Origin of the sequence: Microbacterium sp. cf046 (genome assembly GCF_900114345.1) — a bacterium.
Lineage (GTDB): Bacteria > Actinomycetota > Actinomycetes > Actinomycetales > Microbacteriaceae > Microbacterium.
In genome coordinates, this window is sequence record NZ_FOZJ01000003.1 from 186,774 (window position 1) to 213,374 (window position 26,601).

A 26,601-nucleotide genomic window follows, 5' to 3' on the forward strand; every position below is an offset into this window, starting at 1 on the left:
CCTGTCGCCGACTGCGCGGAATCGGTCACCCGACCCGCGTGTTGTGACAGGGGAGCGAGACAGAAGAGGATCAGAGCATGACCGAAACGATCGAGATCAAGAAGGGCCTCGCCGGCGTCACCGTCGACTACACCGCGGTCTCCAAGGTCAATCCCGAGACCAACAGCCTGCTCTACCGCGGGTATCCGGTGCAGGAGCTGGCCGCCACGCAGCCCTTCGAGGCCGTCGCATACCTGCTCTGGTACGGCGAGCTGCCCACCGACGAGCAGCTCGCCGAGTTCGTGGCGGAGGAGCGCGCGAACCGCACGCTCGATGAGAACGTCAAGCAGGCGATCGACCTGGTGCCCCTGGATGCGCATCCGATGGATGTCATCCGGACTGCCGTGTCGCTGGCCGGGGCGTCGGATCCGGCCGCATTCGACAACTCGCGCGAGTCGGATCTCGCGAAGTCGAAGCGGCTGTTCGCGAAGCTGCCCGCCATGGTCGCCTACGACCAGCGCCGCCGTCGCGGCCAGGAGCTCGTCGACCCGCGTGCGGACCTCGACTACTCGCAGAACTTCCTCTGGATGGCCTTCGGCGAGGAGCCCGATCCGGTCGTCGCACGCGCCTTCAACGTGTCGATGATCCTGTACGCGGAGCACTCGTTCAACGCATCGACCTTCACGGCACGCGTGATCACCTCGACGATGGCCGACCTGTACTCGGCCGTCGTGGGCGCCATCGGTGCCCTCAAGGGGCCGCTGCACGGCGGTGCGAACGAAGCCGTCATGCACATCTTCGACGAGATCGGCTCGGCCGAGAACGTCGGGCCGTGGCTGGACACCGCGCTCGCCGAGAAGCGCAAGATCATGGGCTTCGGCCACCGCGTCTACAAGCACGGCGATTCGCGTGTGCCGACGATGAAGGCCGCACTGGACACCCTCGTCGAGCACTACGACGCGCGCGAACTCGCGGCGCTGTACGACACCCTCGAGTCCGAGTTCGTCTCGCGCAAGGGCATCTACCCCAACCTCGACTACCCGTCGGGTCCGTCGTACAACCTGATGGGCTTCGACACGCTCACCTTCACGCCGCTGTTCGTCGCCTCGCGTGTCACGGGCTGGACGGCGCACATCATCGAGCAGGCGGCATCCAACGCACTCATTCGCCCGCTCTCGGCGTACAACGGCCCCGACGAACGACACATCGACGGCTACGTGCCGGATGCCGAGGCCACGGTGGACCGCCCGGAGGAAGCAGCGGGCTGACCCCACGGATCCACGGACGCGCCGCCGCGCTCGTGGATGGAACCTCAGAGGAGCTGACATGAGCACCGCCGTCATCGTCGACGTCGTCCGCACGCCTTCGGGTCGCGGCAAGCCCGGGGGAGCGCTGTCCGGTGTCCATCCCGTGGATCTCGCCGCCGGCGTCCTGCAGGCGGTGCTCGAGCGCAACGGACTCGAATCGCGCCAGATCGACGACGTGCTGCTCGGCTGCGTGAGCCAGGTCGGCGATCAGTCGATGAACATCGCCCGCCAGGCCGTGCTCGCGGCAGGCTTCGACGAGTCGATTCCCGCCACGACGATCGACCGCCAGTGCGGATCGAGCCAGCAGGCGGCGCATTTCGCCGCGCAGGGCGTGATCGCCGGCGCGTACGACATCGTGATCGCCGGCGGCGTGGAGTCCATGAGCCGTGTTCCGCTCGGCTCATCGCGAGCGGGCGGGTCCCGCTCGCCACTCCTCGATGCCCGGTACCCGGAGGGCCTCGTCAACCAGGGCGTCTCGGCCGAGCTGATCGCGCAGAGGTGGGGCCTGTCGCACGACGTGCTCGACGCGTACTCGGCCGAGTCGCATCGGAGGGCGGCGGATGCGGCATCCCGCGGCCTCTTCGACTCTCAGCTGCTCGCCGTCGAGGTCGACGGCGGCGAGGTGACCGCCGACGAGACCGTGCGTGCTGGCACGACGATCGAGGGCCTCTCGGGTCTGAATCCGGCGTTCCGCACCGACGAGCTGGCCGCACGGTTCCCCGATGTCGACTGGCGGATCACGCCCGGCAACTCGTCACCGCTCACCGACGGCGCCTCGGCCGCCCTGATCATGAGCGAGGCCAAGGCGAACGAGCTCGGGCTGACCCCGCGCGCGCGGTTCCACGCATTCTCGGTCGTCGGCGATGACCCGCTCTTCATGCTCACGGGCCCGATTCCGGCGACCCGGCGCATCCTCGAGCGCAGCGGACTGAGCATCCACGACCTGGACGCCTACGAGGTCAACGAGGCGTTCGCGCCCGTGCCTCTCGCCTGGGCGCACGACCTCCGAGCCGATCCCGACAAGCTCAATGCATGGGGAGGGGCGATCGCGCTCGGCCATGCGCTCGGATCGTCGGGCACGCGTCTGCTCGGCACGCTGCTGGCCACCCTCGAGGCAACCGGCGGCCGATACGGCCTGCAGACGATGTGCGAAGGCGGCGGGATGGCGAACGCGACGATCATCGAGCGGCTGTAGCCAGGGCGCTGCGAACGTCGGACGCTGCGGGTCGGAGCGTGGGCCGGTGAAGCCACGCGGCCGTGCGGATCGGGGCGTGGGCCGGTGAGCGACGCGGCCGGTGCGGATCGGAGCGCGGGGCGGTGAGCCCACGCGGTTGGTGAGCCGCTCAGTCGCTACGTGATCGATCGATGAGCCTCCGGCAGCGTCGCGGCGTTCCGGCGGCCGCGAGGCGGGTCAGGCGGCGTAGTCGTATCTGGCTCGTCCGCCGAGTCTGGGGGTGCGTGCGGGGTCGATGTGGGGTGGTGGGATGAACCAGGCTTTCGCGCGAATGCCGACGCCGTCGATGCGGATGTCCCATCTGTTGTCGTGGATGCGGTGGTGGCAGGATTCGCAGAGGAGGATGCCGTTGTTCAGGTCGGTGGGTCCGGCGTCTCTGGCCCACCATCGGATGTGGTGGGCTTTGGTGTGGCCGGGTGGTGCCCCGCACATGGTGCAGCCGCCGTCGCGTTCGACCAGCGCGAGCCGCTGGGTCGGGGTGAACAGTCGTCTGGTGCGTCCCCAGTCCAGGATTTGGGAGGCTCCGCCGAGGACGCAGGAGATGATCTGCCCGCCGGCGGCCATCCGCCGGGCTGTCGAGATTGAGACCGGGGTGGTGATCCCATCGACGGTGGCGTACCCGGTGCCGTCGACCAGGTCCTCGTGGTCGATCCGCACCACGACCGTCGCGCCGGCCAGGGGTAGATCGGTGTCCGCGCAGCCGAGCGCGTGTTCGCAGAGCCGGACGAGCGCGTCGGCTTGCATCTGCACCACGGATCGGCGCGGAACGTCCAGGTCGGCGGTGCCGTCCCGTTGCGCATCCTTGGTGGTGCGCATCTGGTCGGAGACGAGCGCTTCGATCGCGGTCTTCACGGGTGCGGCGTGTTCCGGGGTGAGCCGGCCGGACAGCTCGAACATCCCGTCCACCTCCCGCATCGTGAACCGTTCCAGGCCGCGCCTCTCATCCTCGCGTGGACCGACGCCGTCCGGGTCCAGCCACGCCTCCGCCCGGACCAGCACCCGGTTCAGGTGATCCATCGTCAACCCGGGCGCCTGTTCGACCAGCGTCCGCTCCGCCGCGTCCACCGCCTCAGCCCCGGCGCGGAACGCGACCCGGTCCAGCACGGCGATGATCGCCGCCGCGGCCTGCGTGGTCAACCGCGCGGCATCCAACGCCTCCGCGGCATGCGGGTGCCGTGCCGGCGCAGTCGCCCCGGACAACAGCCGCCGCGGCACGGTCGCTTCCCCGACCTTCACCAGGCGTGCCGCGTCCCCCGTCGAGGTGCCGCCGGTCGCGGCGATCAGCGCGGTCGGGTTGCGGTACCCCTGCGTCTTCGCCAACCCCTCGGACCCCAGCTCGGGGCGGGACCGGCGGGCGATCTCCGCCGCCAACACCGTCTGATCCGCGTCCAGCATCCGCCGCATCCGGCAATACCGCTCATGCACCGCGATCAGATCGCTGTCACTCAGCGACCCGGCATCCGCCCCCGACCACACCGACCGCACGGCATTGACCTCCGCGGGAAGCAGATCAAGCGCTCTGGTCATAGAACAAATGTACTAATGACCTCCGACATCGGCTCGTCCGACGGAGGTGCACGCTGTGGATGCTCCGACCGACTCGACCGTCTCGGCTCGGCCCTCTCGTCGAAGTGGCCGCTGCGGGCGATCAATCGGTGAACTGTGAATCGCTGAAGATGGTCCGACGTCGGCCGTCTCCCCGGTCGCTCACAAGTCACCTACTGACCCGCCTGCAAGCGCTTGCTTCGCCCGAAATCGCGCGCGCTAAACCGACTCCCCACCCGCACGATACCTCACGCATTCCGACCATGTAAGCGCTTGCATTCCTATGGATCGGCTGTTACCGTCGCTGAATCGCGCCGGGCACGTTGCCGTGCCCCTCCACCCCCCGGGAGCATCAGTGTCGAAGTCGACCCCTGCACGCGCACGCCGCGTCATCGCCAGCCTCGTCTCCGCAGCACTCGTGCTCGCAGGCGCCGTCGCGCTTCCGGCGCTCACTCCGCAGCCGGCCATCGCCGCCGATCGCACCTTCGCGCTGGTCGGAAACCTTCAGAATGAACTCGGCTGCGCCGATGACTGGAAGCCGGAATGCGCTGAGACCGAGCTCGCCGCCACCGACATCGCCGGTGTGTACGCCAAGGAGTTCACCGTCCCCGCGGGCACGTACGAGTACAAGGTGGCCGTCAACGACAGCTGGGCGGAGAACTACGGCGCGGACGGGGTGCTTGACGGCCTGAACATCCCGCTCACGATCGCCGGACCGGCGACGCTCCGGTTCGTCTTCGACGACAACACCAAGCGGGTCGGGCTCGAGGCGACCGAACTGGCCGAGGGCTATACAGCGGAAGACGACGCGCTCGTCGCCGCTCCCGTGCGCCAGCCGGGGAGCGCCGAGCAGTTCTACTTCGTCATGACCGACCGGTTCGCGAACGGCGACACGGCCAACGACAGCGGCGGCCTCATCGGCGACCGGATGGTCACGGGCCTCGACCCGACCGACAAGGGCTTCTACCAGGGCGGCGACCTCGCCGGCCTGCGCTCGCAGCTGGATTACATCGAGGGCCTCGGCACCACTGCGATCTGGCTCACTCCGAGTTTCAAGAACCGTCCGGTCCAGGGCGAAGGCGAGAATGCGAGCGCCGGCTACCACGGCTACTGGATCACCGACTTCACGCAGATCGACCCCCACCTCGGGACGAACGCGGAGCTCGAGGCGCTGATCGCCGACGCGCACGCACGCGGCATCAAGGTCTACTTCGACATCATCACCAATCACACGGCCGACGTCATCGACTACGCGGAAGACCAATACACCTACGTCGATCAGGCGACGAGCCCGTACACCGATGCGAGCGGCACCCCGTTCGACCCCGCCGAGTACGCGGGCACGGGGACCTTCCCCACGCTGGACCCCGCGACGAGCTTCCCCTATACGCCGGTGATCGCCGACGCGGATGCCGACCTGAAAGTCCCTGCATGGCTCAACGACCCGACGCTGTACCACAACCGCGGGGACTCGACCTGGGCGGGTGAGTCTGTCACCTACGGCGACTTCGTCGGACTCGACGACCTGATGACCGAGCACCCGACCGTCGTGGACGGGTTCGTCGACGTGTACGAGGACTGGGTCGACCTCGGCATCGACGGGTTCCGCATCGACACGGCCAAGCACGTCAACTTCGAGTTCTGGGAGCAGTGGTCCACCGAGGTGCTCGACTACGCCCACTCGCACGACAAGCCGGACTTCTTCATGTTCGGCGAGGTCTACGACGCCGACCCGGCCAAGCTCTCGCCCTACGTCCGCGACACCGACATGAACTCTGTGCTCGATTTCACCTTCCAGTCCCAGGCCACCGCGTACGCGAAGGGTGGGTCGGCGGAGCAGCTGCAGGCCCTGTTCGCGGGCGACGAGATGTACACGACGCCCGACTCGTCGGCGACGGCGCTGCCGACTTTCCTCGGCAACCACGACATGGGTCGCATCGGCTATTTCCTTGCGGGCGCCGATTCGCTGCAGCGCGATGAGCTCGCGCATGAGCTGATGTACCTCACGCGCGGCCAGCCCGTCGTCTACTACGGCGACGAGCAGGGCTTCGCCGGCTCGGGCGGCGACAAGGACGCCCGGCAGTCGATGTTCGCGACGCAGACCGCGGAGTATGCGAACCAGCCCCTCGTCACCGGCGAGCAGCTGGACAGCGTCGACCGCTACGACACTTCTGCGCCGCTGTACGAGCACATCGCGGACCTCTCCGACCTCCGTGCGTCGCACCCGGCGCTGCGGACCGGCGCGCAGATCGAGCGGTACGTCGACGACGGCCCCGGGGTGTACGCCTTCAGCCGCGTGGACCGCGACGAGCGCATCGAGTACCTCGTCGCGACGAACAACGCGACCACTGACAAGACCGTGTCAATTCCGACGTTGACCGACGATGCGGCGTTCGCACCCCTGTACGGCGACGGTCAGGCATTCACGACGGATGCGGCGGGCCTGGGCTCGGTGACGGTGCCCGCGCTCTCCTCCGTCGTGTTCACGGCCGACGGGCCGGTCACCGCGCCGGCGGAGGCGGGCGCCCCGTCGCTCACGCTGCCCGAGGAGGGCGCCGGACTCAGCGGACTCGCACCCGTCGAGGCCGAGATCGCGAACTCGTGGGCCGAGACGAGCTTCGCGTTCCGCGTCGTGGGCGACGACGAGTGGACGGCGCTCGGCACGGCCGAGGACACGACGCCCCGCGTGTTCCACGACGTCACCGATCTCGCGGCGGGCACGCTGATCGAATACCGGGCCGTGTCGACGGATGCCGCGGGCCATCGTTCGGCGGCATCCACCTACGCGTCGGTCGGCAACCGAGTGAACGTGAACGTCCCCGAGGTGCCGGAAGACCCCGTCGAGCCCGAGCCGCAGGAGACGACGCCGTATGAGTTCGTGAGCGTTCCCGGCAGCTTCAACCAGGAGGCCGGGTGCCCGGATGACTGGCAGCCCGGTTGCGCCGCCGTGCAGATGGCCCAGATCGACGGGATCTGGACGATGACCCTGGACGACCTCGCGGCCGGGTCGTACGAGTACAAGATCGCCACCGAGAAGAAGTGGGACGAGAACTACGGTGCCGGAGGGGTGCTGAACGGCCCGAACATCGTGCTCGTGCACGACGGCGGCCCGATCACGTTCTTCTTCGACCCGCGCACCAAGAACATCCGCTCCACCGCCGACGGGCCGGTCATCACCCTCGCCGGCTCTTTCCAGAGCGAACTGGGCTGCACGGGCGGCGACAACGACGGCGACTGGCTGCCGTCGTGCCTCGCCGCCATGATGTTCGACCGCAACGCCGACGGGGTCTTCCAGTTCACGACCGACGACCTTCCGTCCGGCTCGTACGAGGTGAAGGTCACCCACGGTCGGAGCTGGGATGAGAACTACGGTGCCGGGGGAGCGCCCAACGGTCCGAACATCTCCTTCACCGCCAGCGCCGGCACGGTGGTCGCGTTCCTCTACGACATCGAGACGCACGTCCTCACCGTGCAGGCGAGCGACCCGCCGCTGTCGGGCATCGGCGAGTTGCGCGCGCACTGGATCGACGCCGACACCATCGCGTGGCCCGCCGACCTCGGCTCGAGCTCGGCGGGAGTCTCATGGCAGCTCTACGCCTCGCCCGACGCGTCGCTCGCGGTCGCCGACGGCGCGGTGACCGGTGCCGACCCGATCGACCTCAGCGTCATCGACGGCGGGCTGACCGCCGCGCAGAAAGAGGCCTTCCCCGCGCTCGCGTCGTACATCGCGCTGCGCGTCGAAGGACAGGACACCGCCGCGCTCGTGAAGGCACAGCTGGCCGTCGCCCAGCGCAACGGCGACACGCTCACCGGGTTCACGGGGGTGCAGCTCCCTGGCGTGCTCGACGACCTCTATGCCGCGGCGCTTGAGGACCTGACGCTCGGCGTCGCCTTCAAGGGTTCAAAGCCGACCTTCCGTCTCTGGGCGCCGACCGCGCGGGCGGCCACGCTGCTGACGTGGGATGCAGGAGCCACCGGCGCCGCTCAGCGCCACGAGGCGACATGGGATGCGGCATCCGGCACGTGGTCCGTGGCGGGCAAGGCCGCGCTCAAGGGCGACGAGTATCGGTGGGAGGTCGTCGTGTACGCGCCGAGCACCGGAGAGATCGAGACGAATTCGGTGACCGATCCGTACTCGATCGCGCTGACCCCGAACTCGGAACGGTCGGTGGCGATCGATCTCGCCGACAAGGCCTTCAGGCCCAAGGCGTGGGAGAAGACCGGGGCGCCGGTGATCGACCAGCAGGTCGACCGGGCGATCTACGAACTGCACATCCGCGACTTCTCGATCACCGACGAGACGGTGCCCGAGGCCGAGCGCGGCACGTACACGGCGTTCACCCGAACCGGCAGCGCCGGAATGCGCCAGCTCGCACAGCTGGCTGACGCCGGAATCAACACCGTGCACCTGCTGCCGTCGTTCGACATCGCCACGATCGAGGAGAACCGGGCGGCGCAGGCGGTGCCGGGGTGCGATCTCGCCTCGTCCGGCCCGGCATCGGCCGAGCAGCAGGCGTGCATCAATGCGATCCGTGACGCCGACGGATTCAACTGGGGCTACGACCCGTTCCACTTCTCGGTGCCGGAGGGGTCCTACGCGGTCGACGCGAACGGCGGAGCTCGCGTCGCCGAATTCCGGTCGATGGTCGGCGCACTTCACCAGACGGGTCTGCAGGTCGTGCTCGACGAGGTGTTCAACCACACCGCCGAATCGGGCCAGGGTGAGCGCTCCGTGCTCGACAAGGTCGTGCCCGGCTACTACCAGCGGCTGAACGCGGCGGGCGCCGTCGAGACCTCGACCTGCTGCCAGAACGTCGCGACCGAGCACGCCGCCGCCCAGAAGCTCATGGTCGACTCGGTGGTGACGTGGGCGCGCGGCTACAAGGTCGACGGGTTCCGCTTCGACCTGATGGGACACCACTCGAAGGAGAACATGCTGGCCATCCGGGCGGCGCTGGACGCGCTGACCGTCAAGAAGGACGGCGTGGACGGCTCGGCGATCTCCCTGTACGGCGAGGGCTGGAACTTCGGCGAGGTCGCGAACAACGCGCTGTTCGAGCAGGCGACGCAGGGGCAGCTCGGCGGCACGGGCATCGGCACGTTCAACGACCGGCTGCGCGACGGCGTGCACGGCGGCAGCCCGGTCGACGGCTCGTCGACGTTCGAGCAGGGCTTCGGCACCGGTCTCGGCACCGATCCGAACGGCTCTGCGGTCGACCCCGCGGACCGCACGCTCGGCGAGCAGACCGACCTGGTCAAGCTCGGGCTGGCCGGCAACCTCCGCGACTTCGAGTTCGAAGCATCCGACGGGACGCTCAAGAGCGGGGCGGAGGTCGACTACAACGGCTCGCCCGCCGGGTACGCAGACCAGCCCGACGAGGTGATCAACTACGTCGACGCGCACGACAACGAGACGCTCTACGACCTGTCGGTCTTCAAGCTCCCGACCGACACGTCGATGGCAGATCGCGTCCGCATGAACACGGTCTCGCTCGCGACGGTGACGCTGTCGCAGTCGGTCTCGTTCTGGCACGCGGGCACCGAGCTGCTGCGCTCGAAGTCGCTCGACCGCAACAGCTACAACTCCGGCGACTGGTTCAACCGCATCGACTGGACCGGCCAGGAGTCGACCTTCGGCTCCGGCCTGCCGATGCAGGCGGACAACGGCGTGAAATGGCCGATCATGGCGCCGCTGCTGGCGGATCCGGCGCTCAAGCCGGGTGCATCCGACATCTCGTCGGCCGAGTCCTCTGCGCTGGACCTGCTGCGGGTGCGTTCCGAGGTCGACCTCTTGAGGCTCGGCTCGGCGGACCTGATCGAGCAGAAGGTGTCGTTCCCGAACGGCGGGACGGATGCCGACCCCGGCGTGATCGTCATGGTGATCGACGACCTGATCGGCGAGGACGTGGACCCGGCACTCGAGGGCGCCCTGGTCGTCTTCAACGCGTCGCCGGAGCCGACGACGCAGACCGTCGCGGGTCTCGCCGATCGTGCGTTCGCGCTGACGCCTGCTCTGGCGAACGGATCCGACCCGGTCGTGAAGACGACGACCTGGGATGCCGCGACCGGCGCCGTGACGGTCCCGGCTCGGTCGGTCGCGGTGCTCGTCGATGTCCAGGACGTCGACACGTCGGTCGCGGCGGCGCCGAACAAGGTGCTGGCGAAGGCCGGGACCACCGTGAAGGTCGCCGGTCGCGTGACCGCGGCCGACGGCAGCGCCCCGGTCGGCACCGTCACGGTGACCGACGGCCGCACCGTGCTCGCGACGATCGAGGTCGACGCCTCGGCGAACGGCAGGATCGACATCGTGCTGCCGAAGCTCTCGCGCGGCATCCACCTGCTCCGCACCTCGTTCGAGGGCGCCGACGGGTGGAAGGACTCGCGCTCGCAGTACCCGGTGCCCGTCGTGATCTACTGACCGGAATCGCCTCGCGGTGCACCGTGCTCCTGGGCGCGGTGCACCTCGACGTGATCCGACTCCAGCTCCAGCCGCACGAGGCCGCTCATCCGCAGCCGGGTGAGGTAATCCTGCGGCAGCTGCAGCCGGCCGACACGGTCCAGCACTGCGTACTCGCGGGCGATGTGACGCTGCACGCCGTCGTCGTCGGTGTGCACGGAGCGCAGCACCTCGGTCGATGTGCGTCCGTCGCGGATCTGCACCGTGCGACGAACGTGCCCCGAGACGGTCTCGTCGTGGGTGACGATCAGCACCGTGACGCCGATGTTCTCGTTCACTTCGCGGAGCACTTCGAGGATCTCGGCGGACGACTCGTCGTCGAGCTCGCCCGTGGGCTCGTCGGCGAGCAGCACGCGGGGCGCGTTCGCAAGCGCGACGGCGATCGCCGCGCGCTGGCGCTGACCGCCGGACAGCTCGGCGGGGGTGCGGGTGCGCAGCTCCGCGAGGCCGAGCACATCCAGGAGCCCGTCGACGCGCTGCGCCCGCTGCGCGCGTGGCGCGCCTGCGACCGACAGCGCCATCGTGATGTTCTCCGCGACCGTGAGGAACGGGACGAGATTGCGCTCGGTCTGCTGGAAGACGAAGCCGACGGTCTCGCGCCGGTACTGCGTGCGCTCGCGGCCGCGCATCGTGAGCAGATCGTGGCCGTCGACGGTCGCCGAACCGGCGGTGGGCGTGTCCAGACCCGACAGGATCGTCAGCAGCGTGGACTTGCCGGAGCCGGACGCGCCGACGATCGCGGTGAGTTCACCCGCGTCGATCTCGAGGTTCAGCCCCTGCAGCGCCTGGACCTCCACGCCCTCCGAGGAGAAGATGCGCACGAGGTCGGTGCAGGTGATCTGAGCGGTCATTCCAGCCCCATTCTGAGGGATGCCGCCGGCGATCGGCGCCGGGCGATCGCCGCAGCGACGAGCGCAGCGACGGTCACTGCGGCGGCGGTGACCAGGACGATCGCCGTCGTCGCGAGCGCGTCGACGCGTGGAACCGAAGGCTCGGCACCCACGAACGCGGGCAGATCGATCGCCGCGACCACGACGAACACCTCCACGAGCCCGAGCGCCACAGCCGCCACGGTCGCGACGAGGGCGACGGGTGCCAGCTCCCACGCGACCACGCCGCGCAGCTGCGCGGTCGAGAACCCGAGCACGCGGAGGATGCCGATCACGCCGTCGCGCTGCCGAGTGGTCGCCACGACGCCGAGGACCACCGCGGTCAGGCAGAGGACGAGCGTGACCACGACGGCCAGCCCGAGCAGCGCGAAGACGGCCGCCACCAGGGGGTGGCCGGCATCCAGCGGCGGGATCTCCCGCCGGGTCGCCTCCACCGACTGGGAAAGGGCGCGGCGGAGCGTGCTCGCGGTCCCGAGCGAGAACACCGCGACCGAGATCCCCACGATCAGCGCGAATGCGGTTGCGAATCCCAGGGTCGGCGCCCGCGCCGCTCTCGCGCTGCCCACCGAGGACACGGCGCTGCGACTCCGACGCGACGACCGCTGGACCGCTCGCATCAGGAGCGGATAGATCCGCAGGACTCCGAGGGTCCCTGCGGCCGCGACCAGCAGCGGGGCCGCGGCGAGCAGGGGGTCGAGCCCGGAGCCGGAGGCGACGACACCGCGGCGCGCCAGGAGGACGACGGATGCCGCGGCGGCACCGACCACGATCAGCTCGAGGACCCACCGGTACGCTGCTGCGGGGGAGCGCCCGGCGAACTGCGGTCGAGGCGCGGACGCTGCGAGCAGCAGAGGGAACGCCGCCAGCACCACGACCACTGCAGGCCAGATCTCGATGGGCGATCGTCCGCCGTACGCTCCGGCGAAGAGGGCGACCGCGACGCCCGCACCGATCGCAGCGGAGGGAATCGCGATGAGGAGGCCCTCCAGAAGCATGGCGACTCGCAGCTGAGTGCCGGTGGCGCCGCGCACGCGCGCGAGACCGAGGGTCACCGCCCGGCGCTGGGCGATCGTGCGTGCCGCCAGGGCGAGCACGGCCAGCACCACGCCGAGCGGCCCGGCGACGAGCAGCGCCATGAGCGCGGTCGCTACCTCGACGCGCTGCCGGATCGCATCGAGGTCGGAGGCGAGGATCGATGAGAACACGACGAACTCCCCGGTCGGCAGAACCTCGCCGGTGGCGCTGATCTGACGAACCTGCTGGGCGAGCTCGGGTGCGTCGGCGGCCGTCAGCTCCGCCGTCTTGAGCGGGTACCACGCCTCTATGCGGGCTCCGGCGAAGGTCTCGGCGAGGCCCGCGATCGAACCGGGGTCGACGAGCCCGTCGGCGGCGAGCAGCTTCCGTCCGTCATCCGCGCGACGCTCCACCGCACCGGCGAGCGTGGCCTCGTGCTGCCAGAAGGGGTCGTCGGCGTCGGTTGGCTCATACAGCGCCGCGACGCGCACCGGCGCGACGCCGAAGTCCAGGACGTCGCCGACCGCGATGCCCATCTCCTGGGCCGCTGCCGCCGAGAGGGCGATCTCGATCGCGTCGGACGACGGCTGCGCGACGTCGTCGTCACCGGTCCAGGCGGCGGGCGGGCTCCCGTCGGTGATCTCGATCAGATCCCGCCACTCCGGACTCACCGCGAGGCCCAGTTCCAGCCCCACCACGCCCGGGGTCGACCCTCGGATCTGCGCCGACTCGCGATCGGTCAGCGCCGCCCACTGCGGCGTCTCGAGCAGGGTGGTCAGAGGCGGACCCAGGGCGGCAGGTGCCCGCTCGATCGTATCGGTGATCGTGGCGAGGGCGTCGCCGGTCGAGCCGCGGCGCGCCGACGGATGGCCGAACGTCCCGCTCGCGGTCAGGTCTCGGCGGACGGCGGGGAAACCGTCGAGGGTATGCCGGAGCTCCGCAGTCGCAAGGCTCGCCAGAGCCGCCGGTGCCGCGGTCACGAGGAGGGAGGCCATCGCGATGACGAAGGCCGCGAGCGCGATCAGGGGTGCGTCCGCTCGAGCCTGCCGCACCATCAGGCCCGCGGCGCTCCGGCGCTCCCGCATCCTCACGTCGACCCCTCCGGCGCGATGCCGCGGGCGGCCGAGCGGGCCACGACCGCGCTGTAGCCCGCGATGATCGCGAACAGGATGACGCCCAGGAGTGCGGTCGCCGCCGCGGCCCCCGCCAGATCGAGGTGCACAGCCGTCGTGACGGCGGAGTTCGGCCTGGGCACGGCCGCTCGCGCCAAGGTCGCGACGACCAGCAGGACCACGGCGAGACCGGCGATCGCTCCGGCGGCGATCGCCCACACCTCGACGATCGCGAGCTCGCGGCGACGCAGCGCAGACTGCGCGCGGGGCGGCAGACCCAGTGCGCGCAGAACCGCGACCTCTGGGCGCCGCTCCCGCAGCTGCATCGCGCACGCCGCGATGAGTCCCGCGATGGCGAGCGCCGCACAGGCCAGCGCGGCAAGCCACAGAGCCATCGGGCCGGCGGCGAGCATCGCGCGATCCGGCCCCTCGCCCACCGCGTGGACGGTGACCGAAGCAGGAAGGATGCCGCGCACCGCGCTCGCGGCGGCCTCGAGGTCGCCGCGAGCACCCACCCACACCACGGAGTCCGCTCGCGGCTGCGCGTCGCCCGCGAGGTGCGCGGCGTCCACGAGTGCCGCATCGATCAGGATTCCAGAGGACTCGTCAGCCCCGGGGATCGCGGCGACGATGTCCGCGACGGAGGTCTGGATCGGCATGTCGTCGACCTCGAGGGTCAGTGGTGCGCCGACCCGGGTGCCGAGTCGCTCGGCGAGCGGTTCGGACAGGACGACCGCACCGACCGGCGGAGGCGGCAGGAAGCGCGCGAGTGTGCCCGCCTCGGCCGCCGTCGCCGGCCCGCCGCGCGTGCCCGGCGGCGTCACCGGCAGACCGTTGCGGAACACCGCGGTCGAGTCGGGAAGCATGCCGAGCGCTCCGGCATCCGTCTCGATCGATGTGACGATCAGACGGCCCGGGATGTCGGCATCCGTCGATGCGGGGGTGACGTCCACCGCGGCGAGACGCCACGGTGCCGTCCCCGCGGGGAGCGGTGCGGTGCCGACCAGTCCGTCCGAGGTGGGCGTGGTCTCCAGACTCACGTCGCGGAGGCGTCCGGCTGCGTCCGAAAGCCACACCGAGATCGCGGCCGAGTCCGCCCCGGCCAGCGACACGGAGATCGATGTCGCATCCTCCGGCAGCAGCGAATCCTGGTCCGGGGCGATCGCCGTCGCGAGGGCGGCGGGGTCGACGGTGCCGTCGCCGGTCAGCCCGAGCTCGGCGACGGCACCGGCGGCAGCTCCGACGAGGCGGGCGTGCTCGCCGCCGATCAGGACGTCATCCAGTCGGATCGGAGCGACGAGCCTGTTCTGCGCCGCCACGGCGTCCAGATCTGCGTCGGTCAACCCGCCCGAGGGGCCGGACAGGCTGAGCGCCGCACCGAAGCGCAGCTCCTGCGACTGGCTGAACGCGCCCGCCCAGGTCGCGCCGAAGCCGGCCGCGACGATGAGCTGCCCGACGGCGAGTCCGACCATCACGATGGGGACCGCTGCCGATTCGGCGCGGCGCGCCACCCCGCGCACCGCGAGCACGGTCACGGGTCCCGCGCCCCTGGCGGCGGGTGCCTCCGCGGCCTGGGCGAGCAGCGGGAACACGAACAGTGCGGCCAGCACGATCGCGGCGAGGATCAGTGCAGGGGCGACCAGCGTGATCGGGTCGATCCCGGCGCGCCCGGTTCGGTCTGTCGTGATCGGTCCGCTCGTGAGCAGCTGCCATGTGCAGACGATCGCTGCGGCCGCGACGAGCGCGAGCACGCCGGCCGCCGTGGAGCGTGCGGCGCGTTCGCGCCGCTGCCCGCGTGCGGACGTCGCGGCGACCGAGCCTGCCGACCCAGCCGTGCGCAGGGCGAATGCGCCCGCCGAGATCGCGACCGCGACCAGCCCCGCGCCGGCGCCCGCGATGAGCGCGGCTCGCGAGGCATCGGGCAACTGCCCGAGCGCGACGACGGTCACCAGCGTGCCGAGTGCTGCGCCGACCGCCACGACGGCTGCAGCCTCGCCTGCGGTGGTGGCGGCGAGTCTGCCCGGCGTCGCACCGCGCGCCCACAGCAGCGAGGTCTCCGCGGCGCGGGTTCGAGCGAGCAGGCCGGCCAGCTCCCAGATCGCGAGCGCGGCGATCGCTCCGAGCACGACCAGGGCGAGCGGGCTCGCGATCTGCAGCGCGGCCACGAGCGTCTGGCTCTCGCGGGCGGCCAGGAGGAATCGGCCGGTGAGACTCGGAACGCCGAGCCCGGCAGCGCGGAAGGCCGCCGGCATCGTGTCCCACGCGGCATCGGCGGCTGCGAGATCCGCCGGGGCCAGCCGGCCGATCTCGGGGATGATCGTCCATTTGACCTGTGGCGTGATGCCGAGTTCGTTCCACACCGCGGTGTCGACGATGATCGGCCCGATCGAGCGGTCGCTGCTCCCGGTGGTCCAGAGCGGATCGCCCATCCAGTGGGGCGAGTCCGGATCATTGACGCGCCACGTCCCCACGATCGTGAGCTCGACCTCATCGTCGAGCACCACCGTGTCGCCGATCCCGACGCCGAGCGCTGCCGCGGCATCCGCCTGCATCGTCGCCTGCGACGCGTCGCTCGCCCACTCACCGTCTGCGAGCGTCGCCGCCGAGTCGATGTCGGCCGCTTCGGCGATGCCGACCGATGTGCGGCCACCGTCGCTCGCGACCGCGCTCACCGATTCGACCGTGCGCACGATCGAGAGCGGGATGCTGCGCCCGGAGCCATCGCGGAACGAGTCCTGGATCGTCGCGGTCGCGGCCCGATCCTGCTCGGCCGCCGCGCCGGTCTCGGATCCGGCGGCGAGCGGCAGCGCTGCACGAAGGGCGAGTTCGGCACCGGGCACGGCCTCGAGCACGGTCCGGACCCCGGTCGTGGCTGCCGAGGACAGCAGCCCGACGATGCCCGCTGCCGTGCCCACCGCCACCGTGGCGACGATCATGAGCCCCGCGAAGAGCCCGGCACGCTGCCGCATGCGCAGGAGGGTGAACAGGTCAGCCTCCCCTCGGCGGACGCGCGGCTTCGCGCGGTGTAATGACAATATGCCCGCGATCCGGGGAAACAAGGAGCGGCCCCCACCCGGACCAGATCCCGGTGGAGGCCGCTCTCGTCGCGGCGGAACGCCGCGGGCTTTGCGCTACGGCGCGAGTGCCGTCGTGATCGAGAACAGCGTCGTCGTCCCCGACACTTCGTTCGCCACGGCCAGCAGCGGCGCCCCGGTCGGCGATGAGGCCGCGGGAATGAACGCGAGCCCTTCCGGTCCCAGGTCGCCGGCCCCCGACAGGACCGCCTCCGGGTCATCGGCATCCTCGACAGAGACCGAGAAGTCGCGGTTGTTGATGTAGGTGACGAAGCGGGACGCGGTCGGTTCGGTGATGTCGAAGACGGCCACACCGCCCACGCGCTCGAACCCGATGAATGCGTAGGTGCGTCCCTCGATCTGCCCGATCGTGAGGTTCTCCGGTTCGGGACCCTTGTCGTCGCTGCGCCCTTCCGGGCCCGACGCGGTGTGGTTCGAGTTGAAGAAGGCGGGCTCGGCCGCATGGGTGATCTGCTCGAACGCATCGCCCGAGTCGAACACCTGCACTCCGCCGGTCGTCCAGATCGAGAATGAGCGCCCGCCGAACGCGTAGAGCTCGTCGTAGCAGCCGCGCGTCTCGTCCAGACCGAGCTCGCGGGTGACGTTCAGGCGACCGAGGTCGCCGTCCTTCGTGAGCGCGGCGAGCGGGCTGTCGGCGCAGATCGGGGCGACCCCGCTCTTGCCGAGATCCTTCACCCGCACGGGCTCGACGTAGTCGCCCCACTCCCTCGCGTCGCCCTCATTCGCCGTGACGAGATAGGTCTTGTCGCCGGCCGTGTACGCATTGATCCCATCGGGCATGTACACGCCGTGCAGATCCGGGTAGGTGCGGATCTGGAACGTCGGTGCGCCGTTCGGGTCCCGGTCACTCGCGTCGATCCCGTTGCTGGCGACGCTCAGGTCCTTGAATCCGAGGGGGTTGATCGCGGTGACGGTCGCCTTCTTCAGGTCGATGACCGCGATCGCGTTCGCCTCCTGGAGTGCTGCGTAGGCGGTCCCGCCGTCGATCGCGATGTACTCCGGCTCGAGATTGCGGCTCACCGGGAGGTCGGCGCCGTGCGGCGCGGGTCCGAAGACGCGGACGTCCGCTGCGAGGGTTTTCGAGCCGCCCGCTTCGAACGCGTGGAAGTCGGCCGTGCGGACCTCCTTCTGCGTCGGGATCTTCGGCTTCTTGTCGAGTTTCGCCTTCTTGGGCAGGTTCACGATGGAGATCGATCCTTCGGGGTCGACCGAGAAATCGTCGGCCGGCTCGCCCTCGTTCGCGACGACGGCGTATGCCCCGTCGGCGGAGATCGAGACCATGTCCGGCAGCGCACCCACCGTGACCTCGCCGAGCACCGCGGAACCCGCATCCGCCGCGTTCGCGTCGAAGAACACCAGGTGTCCTGCATCGGTCTTGACCGGCGCCTCGAACGCGATGATGCCCAGGCCGTCCGCGCGCACCGCGACCGAGTTCGCGACGCCGTCCGACCTGATGGCGAACTCCTGCGCGATCGCTGCGGGGTCGGAGGAGTCGAGGACGCTCACCGAGCCGGCGAGGGCGTTCACGACGAACAGCCGGTCCTGATAGGCGGCGACGATCTCGGCGGCCGATTCGTCGAAGACGCCTGTCTCGAACGTGCCGAGCGGGCTGAGCGCGAGTGCCGCGTCGGAGGCGGAGTAGGTGATCGGGTCGGAGACGACGGCGGCGGATGCAGCACCGAGCGGTGCGATCGCGAGGGCGCAGGCGGCGGCGGTGGCGGCGGCGATCGGAACGGCACGGCGACGCGTTGTGCGCCGTGCGGGGAAGAGCGAAGGCATCGGTGTCCTCTGTGGGGGGAAGGATGCGCGCGGTCGCGCGCGCGATCCTTTCGTACCGAGCCAGGGTGAAGACGGGGTGAACACCATTCGAACGGTCGAACTCGTGGGATTCCTCGCATATACTTGGAAGACCAGGTAAAATGATCATCGTGCCAATGACGGCGCGAGAGGAGCCCGCACAATGACGCAGGATACGGCCTACATGCTGAGCGAAGCGCAGTCGGACGAGCAGGTGATGCCCCTCAGCCCGGACGAACGCGCCGCGATCATCGAGGCGGTGCGCGACTTCGCGCAGACCGAGCTCGCGCCGCACGCGCTCGAATGGGACGAGCAGAAGCACTTTCCTCGCGACGTCCTCGGTCATGCCGGAGCACTCGGGCTCGGCGGCATCTACGTTCGCGCAGACGTCGGCGGCTCCGCCCTCTCGCGTTCGGACGCCGTGGCGATCGTCGAGGAGCTCGCGAAGGCCGACCCGTCGATCGCGGCCTACATCACGATCCACAACATGGTCGCCTGGATGATCGACTCCTACGGCTCGCCGGATCAGCGCATGACCTGGCTGCCGCGGCTCACGGCGATGACCGACTTCGGCAGCTACTGCCTCACCGAGCCGGGCGCGGGATCGGATGCCGCCGCCATCACGACGAGCGCGATCAGGGACGGCGATGACTACGTCCTGACCGGCGTCAAGCAGTTCATCTCGGGCGGCGGCGAAGCATCCGTCTACGTCGTCATGGCGCGGACCGGGGAGCCGGGCGCCCGCGGCATCACCGCGTTCCTCGTCCCCGGCGACACGGAGGGTCTGTCGTTCGGCCAGAACGAGAAGAAGATGGGCTGGAACGCGCAGCCCACGCGGCAGGTGATCCTCGACGCCGTCCGGGTTCCGGCATCCGCGATCCTCGGCGTGGAGGGACAGGGCTTCAAGATCGCCATGTCGGCCCTGAACGGCGGCCGGATCAACATCGCCGCGTGCTCGCTCGGCGGTGCCCAGTGGGCGCTGGATCGCGCGGTGCAGTACGTGCACGAGCGCTTCACGTTCGGCGAGCCGCTCGCCGAGAAGCAGTCCGTCGTCTTCACGCTCGCCGACATGGCGACCGAGCTGCGCGCCGCGCGCGCCCTCGTGCGGGACGCCGCGCGCGCCCTCGACGAGAAGGCCCCGGATGTCGCGATGCAGTGCGCGATGGCCAAGCGCTTCGCGACCGACGCGGGCTCGCGGATCGCGAACGAGGCACTTCAGCTGCACGGCGGCTACGGCTACCTGCACGAGTACGGCATCGAGAAGGTGGTCCGCGATCTGCGCGTGCATCAGATCCTCGAGGGAACGAACGAGATCATGCGCGTGATCATCGGGCGCGAGCTGCTGGGAGCGGGGCGGTGAGGATCTCCTTTCTGGGCCTCGGCCACATGGGGCTGCCCATGGCGCAGAACCTGGTCGCGGCCGGGCACGAGATCGTCGGGTTCGATGTGGTTCCCGCGGCGATCGACGCGGCGCGTGCGGCCGGCATCCCGGTCGTCGATTCGGGGCAGGATGCCGCGGCATCCGCCGAGGTCGTCATCACGATGTTCCCGAGCGGCCGTCATGTGATCGACGCGTATCGCGGTTCGGACCAGGTGCCCGGCCTCCTCGCGGTGGCGCCCGCAGGGACCCTGTTCATCGACTCGTCCACGATCGCGGTCGATGAGGCGCGCGAGGCGCACGCGCTCGCCGAGGAGGCGGGGCACCGTTCGCTGGACGCACCCGTCTCGGGCGGCGTCGTGGGGGCGGAGAATGCGACGCTCGCGTTTATGGTCGGCGGCTCGGACGAGGACTTCGAAGCGGCTCGCCCGATCCTCGAGCAGATGGGCCGCCGCGTCGTGCACTGCGGCGGCGCCGGTCTCGGCCAGGCGGCCAAGGTCTGCAACAACATGATCCTGGGCATCTCGCAGATCGCCGTCGCCGAGGCGTTCGTGCTGGGGGAGCGGCTCGGACTCAGCCACCAGGCGCTGTTCGATGTGGCCTCCAACGCATCGGGGCAGTGCTGGGCGCTGACCACCAACTGTCCGGTTCCCGGCCCGGTGCCCACCAGCCCCGCCAACCGCGACTACCGGCCCGGCTTCGCCGGAGCCCTGATGTCCAAGGACCTCGGGCTCGCCGAGCAGGCGATCGACCTGACCGGTGTCGACGCGAAGCTGGGGCGCCTGGCGCGCGAGATCTACAAGGAGTTCGCGGCCGGCGCCGGAGCCGGGCAGGATTTCTCCGGGATCATCAACACGATCCGCGCCGAGAGCGCCTGACCTTCCGCTCGGCTGTCCGACCCGACGACCGCGGTCGCAGGAGGTGACAGGCGAAGAGTGCACGTCCGAGGAGAGCTATGACCGAGTACGAGACGATCCTGGTCGAGACGCGCGGGCGCGTCGGGTGGATCACCCTGAACCGCCCCGAAGCGCTCAACGCGCTGAACTCGCAGGTCATGCACGACATCGTCGCTGCGGCATCCGCATTCGATGCGGATCAGGGCATCGGCGCGATCGTGCTCACCGGGTCGGAGCGGGCGTTCGCCGCCGGCGCCGACATCAAGGAGATGGAGTCCAAGTCGGGGCTCGACATGGTGATGGACGATCACTTCGGGGGCTGGACGCAGTTCGCGGCGGTCCGCACGCCGGTGATCGCCGCGGTGTCGGGCTACGCGCTCGGTGGCGGGTGCGAGCTGGCCATGATGTGCGACATCATCCTCGCCGCCGACACCGCGAAGTTCGGGCAGCCCGAGATCAACCTCGGCGTGATCCCCGGGATGGGGGGCTCGCAGCGTCTCGTGCGCGCGGTCGGGTACTACAAGGCCGCCGAGCTCGTCCTGACCGGCCGGATGATGGATGCCGCCGAGGCGGAGCGCGCCGGTCTCGTCTCACGTGTCGTTCCCGCGGCCGACCTGCTCGATGAAGCCGGCAAGGTCGCCGACACGATCGCGTCGAAGTCGCTGCCTTCGGTGTACGCGGCCAAGGCTGCGATGGATGCCGCGCTGGAGACCACGCTCGCCGAAGGCCTCCGCTTCGAGAAGCACACCTTCGCGGCGCTGTTCGACACCGCCGATCAGAAGGAAGGGATGGCGGCCTTCCGTGAGAAGCGCGCCCCCGACTTCCGGAACCGCTGACCCGGTCGGCGCCTCCGTGGGTCAGAGCGGGTCGGGGAGCGGCCGCGGGTCGGCGAAGTCGCCGGCATCCTTGCGGAACCGCGCCAGGATCCGCACGAGCTCGACGGTGTCGTCGCCGGAGAGCCCGGGATCGGCGAAGACGGCCGTGTTCAGCGCGTCGGTCGCGCGCTCGACCAGTTCGCGCCCCGATGGCGTGAGCACGAGCATCGCCGCACGTCCGTCTCCCGGATGCGGCTCCCGCTCGACCAGACCGTCGCGCACGAGCCGATCGACGGTGTTCGTCACGCTCGTGGGGTGCACCTGCAGGCGCGCGATGGCACTCGCCATCGGCATCCGTCCCTCACGGGTGAAGCCGAGCAGGCGCAGCATCTCGTACCGGGCGAACGACAGCTTGAAGGGCTTGAGGGTCGCGTCGATGCGCGCGAGCATCAGCTGCTGGGCGCGGATGATCGAGGTGACGACCGACACACCGGTGGCGGCATCCGTCCATCCGTGCGCGATCCACTGGCGCTTCGCCTCGGCGATCGGGTCGACGGGGAGCGGTCCTGTCTTCGCCATCGTCGGCCTCCCTTCCGGCGCTGTCCACGGTAGCCGGTCGGCGACCGGGCGGCGCATTCGCACGCGGATGTGCGCCATAGACTCGATGCGACGAAGGAGCGGAGCGCAATGAAGATCGTCGTCTTGGTCAAAGAGGTCCCGGACACCTACGGGGATCGCAAGCTCAGTCTCGAGACCGGTCTGGCCGATCGGGCGGCGAGCGAGACGGTGCTCGATGAGATCGGCGAGCGGTCCCTCGAGGTGGCGCTGAGCTACGCCGACAAGAATCCGGATGCCGAGGTCGTCGTGCTCTCGATGGCGCCGTCCGGGTCTGCGGCCACAGTCCGCAAGGGCCTGTCGATGGGCGCGGCCTCTGCGGTGCACATCGCCGACGAGGGCCTGGTGGGCGCGGACCTCGGTCTGACCGCCGAGGTTCTGGCCGCCGCGATCACGCGCACCGGCTTCGATCTGGTCATCACCGGGAACCTGTCCACTGATGGTTCGGGCGGCGTGATGGCGGCGATGGTCGCGGAGCTGCTGGATGTGCCGAACGTGACCGCGCTGAACAAGGTCGTGATCGGCGACGGCACGGTCTCGGGGGAGCGCGCGAGCGACGGGGCGACCATGCAGGTCTCGGCCGATCTGCCCGCGGTGATCTCGATCACCGAGGCGCTGCCCGACGCTCGGTTCCCGAACTTCAAGGGCATCATGGCGGCGAAGAAGAAGCCGTTCGAGACGCTGAGCATCGAGGACCTGGGCATCGAGCCGGAGGACCCGGCCGCGTCCCGGTCGATCGTGCTCGCGCTGTCCGAGAAGCCGCCGCGCCATGCCGGCACCAAGATCGTCGACGAGGGCGACGCGGGTGAGAAGCTCGCGGAGTACCTGGTCCAGAACCGGCTCGTGTGAGGTGACGACGTGACTTTTCCTGATGACTCGATCCTCGTCCTGCTGGACGTGACCCCCGCCGGCGAGCTCGCCAAGAGCTCGGCCGGGCTGCTCGGCGCAGCGTCCCAGGCGGGCACGCCGGTGGCGCTCGTGGTCGGCGACGAGAAGCTGGCGACGGATGCCGCCGCCCTGGGTGCGGCGTTCGTGCTGACCGCGGCTCCCGATGAACACCTGTTGACGGTGCCGGTCGCCGATGCGCTCGCGTCGGCTGCGGATCTGGTGCGGCCGGACGCGATCCTGATCTCGAACTCGATCGAGGGCCGCGATGTCGCCGGGCGGTATGCCGCCCGCACTCGCTCGGGCCTGTGCGTGGACGCCGTCGGCATTTCCCGGGATGCCGAGGGCGTCGTCGCGCACCACTCGGTCTACGGCGGCGCGTACAACGTCGATGCCGCTGTGACGTGGGGTGCGCCGGTGATCACGGTGCGCCAGGGTGCGGTCGAGGCGCGGGCGGATGCCGTCCCCTCACCGGTGGTCGAGACCCTCACGGTCAGCCCGTCCGGCCGCAGGGCGGCGACGGTCGGCGCGGTCGACGCAGCCGAAGTGACCTCCTCGCGACCCGAGCTCAGGGGTGCGACCAAGGTCGTCTCCGGCGGCCGTGGTCTCGGGTCCGCGGAGAAGTTCGCGCTGGTCGATCAGCTGGCCGACGCGCTCGGCGCTGCGGTCGGCGCGTCGCGCGCGGCGGTTGACGCGGGCTATGTGCCGCAGTCGTACCAGGTCGGGCAGACGGGCGTGTCCGTGGCGCCGCAGCTGTACATCGCCCTGGGCATCTCGGGGGCGATCCAGCACAAGGCCGGCATGCAGACCGCGAAGACGATCGTCGCGATCAACAAGGACGCCGATGCGCCGATCTTCGAGATCGCCGACTTCGGCGTCGTGGGCGACCTGTTCACGGTCGTGCCACAGCTGATCGCAGCCCTCGAGGCGCGGAAGGCCTGACCCGGCATGGGGACCTACGGCCAGACGGTCCGACGCGGGCTGCCGCGGCGGCCAGGCGGCGAGCCCTGGCCTCCGGCCGGAGCCTCACCCACTGCGACGGTCGCCGAGCCGGTCGACGAGGCAGTGCCTGCGGGAGTGACTGCGAGCGTGCTTCCCGCCGCGGTCACCGAGGCGTCCGCCGAAGGCCTGGCGACCTCCGAGGTCATCGCGCCGACCGCTGAGCGAACGGCGCCGACGGGTACGGTGCCGTCCGCGCCGGCGTCACCCGCGGCCGTGGGCGGTGCACGGGTGATCCGCCGCGGCCTCCCGCGCGTGGCGGGCGGGGAGCCCTGGCCCCGCGCCGAGTCCACCACCGGTGCGGTGCACGTCGAGCCGTCGACGGAGGCCGCAGTCGGGGCGGTGGCCGCAGCCGCGACCGTCGCCTCCTCCTCCGCGCCGCCCGCAGCACCGGTCGCGCCCGTCGAAGCGTCCGCGGCCGCCGCGCCTCCTTCGCGCCAGTCCGCCGTGGCGGACTCCGCGCAGGCGTCGCCACCGTCCGATGGAGCCAAGCCCCTCCGACGCGGCCTGCCGCGCGTTCCCGGCGGTGACCCATGGCCGCCCGCCGGCCCCGCCCCCGCCGCTGCACCTCTCGGCGTCGCGGCGGCACCGACCGATGTCACCGCTCCCTTCATCGACGTCACGGCGGTCGAGCCTGCGACGCGGCAGGAGCCGGCGGTCGTGGAGACCGCACTGGTGCCTGCAACGGCCGACGTGTCGACCCCGCTGCCGTTCACCCGCACGGTGTTCCCGGGTCGGGCGGCCGTCGTGTTCGAGCGGGAGCGGCTCGCCGGCACCCTGATCACCGCGCCGGAGCCGAAGAAGTACGGACCGCTCACCCGCCTGCAGTGGGCCGGGCTGGTGATCGTCGGCGGCGCCGGCCTCCTGTTCGCGGCCGGCATGGCGGTGCTCGCGGTTCGGTTCCTGCTGAGCCTGGAGCCGTTCCAGGAGTTCCTCACCGCATACCCGGGGGAGTATCCGCTGCCGGAGGGCGCGCCGGTCGGCATCCCGCCGTGGCTGGGCTGGCAGCACTTCTTCAACGTGTTCCTGATGGTGCTGATCATCCGGTCGGGGCTGCAGGTGCGCACCGAGAAGCGGCCGACCGCGTTCTGGTCGCCGCGCGGCAATGAGAAGCGCAAGATCAGCCTGAACCTGTGGTTCCACCAGTCCCTGGACATCCTCTGGATCGTCAACGGAGTGATCTTCATCGTGCTGCTGTTCGCCACCGGACAGTGGATGAAGCTCGTGCCGACGAGTTGGGCGGTGTTCCCGAACGCGATCAGCGCGGCCCTGCAGTACGTGTCGCTGGACTGGCCGACCGAGAACGGCTGGGTCAACTACAACTCACTGCAGCAGCTCGCGTACTTCGCGACCGTGTTCCTGGCCGCGCCGCTCGCGATCGCCACCGGCGTGCGGATGAGCGGCATCTGGCCCAAGAACGCGAAGACCCTGAACCGGATCTACCCGATCGAGATCGCGCGGGCGATCCACTTCCCCGTGATGCTCTACTTCGTCGCGTTCATCATCGTCCACGTCGCGCTGGTCTTCGCCACCGGAGCACTGCGCAACCTGAACCACATGTACGCCTCGCAGGACGTGATCAACTGGGTCGGCTTCTGGATCTTCACCGCCTCGATGGTCGTGATCATCGCAGGCTGGATCGCCGCGCGACCCCTCGTCCTCGCCCCCATCGCGAGAGTGTTCGGCAAGGTCAGCGGACGCTGACCTCGCCGAACAACGGTCATCGAGTAGGCGCGCAGCGACGTATCGAGATGCGGCAAGGTCAGCGGACGCTGACCTCGCCGAACGACGGTCAGCGAGCGGGCGTGACGGATGCCGCTCCGTCGGCGTACCCGTCGGCGTAGGCCTCGTCGGCCCCGCGGCGGAACATGTCGCGCTCGAGCGACCGCACGATCGACCGCGCGCCGGGCAGGTCCAGCTCGCCGACGAGGTCCGCGCGCCCGCGGACGACGGCGACCGGCAGCCGGGCTGCCTTGCCCTTGACCAGGTCCGCGGCAGCGGCGAGCTCATCGGCCACGCACGGCATCGTGACCACGAGCGGGCGCCCCTCGGCATCCGTCCCGCCGCGGAGATCCTCGAACACGTGCACGCCGCCCGCGCCGATCGCGGTGTCGGTCTGTCCCTCGCGCCATGCCCGGCCGAGCGTGTCGGAGACGATCACGCCCACCGAGATCCCGAGGCGCATGCGCAGCCCCGAAGCGAGCTCACGGGCCGACGCATCCGGATCGACCGGCAGCAGCAGCACGGTGCCGTGCGGCGTGTTGGATGCATCGACACCGGCGGCTGCCGAGACGATGCCGAGCCGGTTCTGCACGATGCGCGTCAGACCGCCGGTAGGAGTGGGCCTGGTCGCGACGACGCGGACGGTCTCGGCGGTGATCGCGTCCTCGCGATCGTCGGCCGAGATCGTGCGGCCCTCGGCCTTGGAGACGATCTTCGAGGTCACCACCAGGATGTCGCCGTCGCGCAGAGCACCGTCGGCGGCATCCGCGATCACGCCGACGAGGTCGGCACCTGCGGCGATCTCGGCGATGCCCTCGAGGGCCCAGATCTGAAGCACCTCAGGTCGGCGGGGAATCAGCG

General features: G+C 70.3%; 16 protein-coding genes. 9 read left to right on the forward strand and 7 right to left on the reverse strand.

Annotated elements, in window-relative coordinates; all coding sequences use genetic code 11:
* The first annotated feature begins 77 nt into the window (after positions 1–77).
* Together BM349_RS13435 and BM349_RS13440 are read left to right on the forward strand one after the other, a co-directional pair.
* Positions 78–1,247: a bifunctional 2-methylcitrate synthase/citrate synthase gene (locus tag BM349_RS13435; protein ID WP_091707438.1), complete on the forward strand. Its 1,170-nt coding sequence runs from the start codon at positions 78–80 to the stop codon at positions 1,245–1,247.
* A 58-nt stretch (positions 1,248–1,305) separates the two neighbouring features.
* Positions 1,306–2,481: a thiolase family protein gene (locus tag BM349_RS13440; protein ID WP_091707439.1), complete on the forward strand. Its 1,176-nt coding sequence runs from the start codon at positions 1,306–1,308 to the stop codon at positions 2,479–2,481.
* Between the two features lie 216 nt (positions 2,482–2,697).
* Here BM349_RS13440 and BM349_RS13445 read toward each other — a convergent pair whose 3' ends face one another.
* Complete coding sequence (locus BM349_RS13445) at positions 2,698–4,047, reverse strand: HNH endonuclease (RefSeq protein ID WP_091707440.1); 1,350 nt, start codon at positions 4,045–4,047, stop codon at positions 2,698–2,700.
* 373 nt (positions 4,048–4,420) lie between these two features.
* Here BM349_RS13445 and pulA point away from each other — a divergent pair, with 373 nt between their 5' ends.
* Positions 4,421–10,483 (forward strand): pullulanase-type alpha-1,6-glucosidase, encoded by a 6,063-nt coding sequence (gene pulA / locus BM349_RS13450; RefSeq protein WP_254773903.1) that lies wholly within the window; start codon positions 4,421–4,423, stop codon positions 10,481–10,483.
* Here pulA and BM349_RS13455 read toward each other — a convergent pair.
* The 4 genes from BM349_RS13455 to BM349_RS13470 all read right to left on the reverse strand — a co-directional run bounded on the left by BM349_RS13455 (position 10,477) and on the right by BM349_RS13470 (position 18,412).
* Positions 10,477–11,373, reverse strand: coding sequence for an ABC transporter ATP-binding protein (locus tag BM349_RS13455; protein WP_091707442.1), 897 nt, complete (start codon positions 11,371–11,373; stop codon positions 10,477–10,479). The two genes, pulA and BM349_RS13455, sit on opposite strands and share 7 nt — an antisense overlap.
* Positions 11,370–13,511 (reverse strand): FtsX-like permease family protein, encoded by a 2,142-nt coding sequence (locus BM349_RS13460; RefSeq protein ID WP_091707443.1) that lies wholly within the window; start codon positions 13,509–13,511, stop codon positions 11,370–11,372. Before BM349_RS13460 ends, BM349_RS13455 begins: the two co-directional genes overlap by 4 nt.
* A gap of 2 nt (positions 13,512–13,513) precedes the next feature.
* A complete protein-coding gene (locus tag BM349_RS13465; protein WP_091707444.1) occupies positions 13,514–16,507 on the reverse strand; it encodes an FtsX-like permease family protein in 2,994 nt (997 codons plus the stop codon).
* Positions 16,508–16,669: 162 nt separating this feature from the next.
* Positions 16,670–18,412, reverse strand: a complete 1,743-nt coding sequence (locus BM349_RS13470; protein ID WP_091707445.1) for a choice-of-anchor I family protein — start codon at positions 18,410–18,412, stop codon at positions 16,670–16,672.
* Positions 18,413–18,593: 181 nt separating this feature from the next.
* Here BM349_RS13470 and BM349_RS13475 point away from each other — a divergent pair, with 181 nt between their 5' ends.
* From BM349_RS13475 to BM349_RS13485, 3 genes are all read left to right on the forward strand, one after another.
* Positions 18,594–19,790 (forward strand): acyl-CoA dehydrogenase family protein, encoded by a 1,197-nt coding sequence (locus BM349_RS13475; protein WP_254773904.1) that lies wholly within the window; start codon positions 18,594–18,596, stop codon positions 19,788–19,790.
* Positions 19,787–20,686: a 3-hydroxyisobutyrate dehydrogenase gene (gene mmsB / locus BM349_RS13480; protein WP_091707446.1), complete on the forward strand. Its 900-nt coding sequence runs from the start codon at positions 19,787–19,789 to the stop codon at positions 20,684–20,686. Before BM349_RS13475 ends, mmsB begins: the two co-directional genes overlap by 4 nt.
* A 77-nt stretch (positions 20,687–20,763) precedes the next feature.
* Positions 20,764–21,540 (forward strand): enoyl-CoA hydratase, encoded by a 777-nt coding sequence (locus BM349_RS13485; protein ID WP_091707447.1) that lies wholly within the window; start codon positions 20,764–20,766, stop codon positions 21,538–21,540.
* A 21-nt stretch (positions 21,541–21,561) separates the two neighbouring features.
* Here the strand turns inward: BM349_RS13485 and BM349_RS13490 are convergent, their stop codons facing one another.
* On the reverse strand, positions 21,562–22,098 hold the full coding sequence (locus BM349_RS13490) for a MarR family winged helix-turn-helix transcriptional regulator (protein ID WP_091707448.1): 537 nt from the start codon (positions 22,096–22,098) through the stop codon (positions 21,562–21,564).
* A gap of 108 nt (positions 22,099–22,206) precedes the next feature.
* Here BM349_RS13490 and BM349_RS13495 point away from each other — a divergent pair, with 108 nt between their 5' ends.
* From BM349_RS13495 to BM349_RS13505, 3 genes are read left to right on the forward strand one after another with little or no spacing between them, the layout of a single operon-like run.
* On the forward strand, positions 22,207–22,983 hold the full coding sequence (locus BM349_RS13495; protein ID WP_091707449.1) for an electron transfer flavoprotein subunit beta/FixA family protein: 777 nt from the start codon (positions 22,207–22,209) through the stop codon (positions 22,981–22,983).
* A 9-nt stretch (positions 22,984–22,992) separates the two neighbouring features.
* Positions 22,993–23,961 (forward strand): electron transfer flavoprotein subunit alpha/FixB family protein, encoded by a 969-nt coding sequence (locus BM349_RS13500; RefSeq protein ID WP_091707450.1) that lies wholly within the window; start codon positions 22,993–22,995, stop codon positions 23,959–23,961.
* Positions 23,962–23,967: 6 nt separating this feature from the next.
* Positions 23,968–25,722: a cytochrome b/b6 domain-containing protein gene (locus BM349_RS13505; protein WP_091707451.1), complete on the forward strand. Its 1,755-nt coding sequence runs from the start codon at positions 23,968–23,970 to the stop codon at positions 25,720–25,722.
* Positions 25,723–25,810: 88 nt separating this feature from the next.
* Here the strand turns inward: BM349_RS13505 and cofE are convergent, their stop codons facing one another.
* The gene (cofE, locus tag BM349_RS13510; protein WP_254773905.1) at positions 25,811–26,578 is read right to left on the reverse strand and encodes a coenzyme F420-0:L-glutamate ligase; all 768 of its coding nucleotides are present in this window, start codon (positions 26,576–26,578) and stop codon (positions 25,811–25,813) included.
* Positions 26,579–26,601 lie beyond the last annotated feature (23 nt).

Excerpts from the sequence above, each read along its gene's own strand:
- BM349_RS13435 (WP_091707438.1), top strand. The coding sequence starts at position 78 with ATGACCGAAACGATCGAGATCAAGAAGGGCCTCGCCGGCGTCACCGTC.
- BM349_RS13440 (WP_091707439.1), top strand. The coding sequence starts at position 1,306 with ATGAGCACCGCCGTCATCGTCGACGTCGTCCGCACGCCTTCGGGTCGC.
- BM349_RS13445 (WP_091707440.1), bottom strand. The coding sequence starts at position 4,047 with ATGACCAGAGCGCTTGATCTGCTTCCCGCGGAGGTCAATGCCGTGCGG.
- BM349_RS13455 (WP_091707442.1), bottom strand. The coding sequence starts at position 11,373 with ATGACCGCTCAGATCACCTGCACCGACCTCGTGCGCATCTTCTCCTCG.
- BM349_RS13460 (WP_091707443.1), bottom strand. The coding sequence starts at position 13,511 with ATGCGGGAGCGCCGGAGCGCCGCGGGCCTGATGGTGCGGCAGGCTCGA.
- BM349_RS13465 (WP_091707444.1), bottom strand. The coding sequence starts at position 16,507 with ATGCGGCAGCGTGCCGGGCTCTTCGCGGGGCTCATGATCGTCGCCACG.
- BM349_RS13470 (WP_091707445.1), bottom strand. The coding sequence starts at position 18,412 with ATGCCTTCGCTCTTCCCCGCACGGCGCACAACGCGTCGCCGTGCCGTT.
- BM349_RS13475 (WP_254773904.1), top strand. The coding sequence starts at position 18,594 with ATGACGCAGGATACGGCCTACATGCTGAGCGAAGCGCAGTCGGACGAG.
- BM349_RS13485 (WP_091707447.1), top strand. The coding sequence starts at position 20,764 with ATGACCGAGTACGAGACGATCCTGGTCGAGACGCGCGGGCGCGTCGGG.
- BM349_RS13490 (WP_091707448.1), bottom strand. The coding sequence starts at position 22,098 with ATGGCGAAGACAGGACCGCTCCCCGTCGACCCGATCGCCGAGGCGAAG.
- BM349_RS13495 (WP_091707449.1), top strand. The coding sequence starts at position 22,207 with ATGAAGATCGTCGTCTTGGTCAAAGAGGTCCCGGACACCTACGGGGAT.
- BM349_RS13505 (WP_091707451.1), top strand. The coding sequence starts at position 23,968 with ATGGGGACCTACGGCCAGACGGTCCGACGCGGGCTGCCGCGGCGGCCA.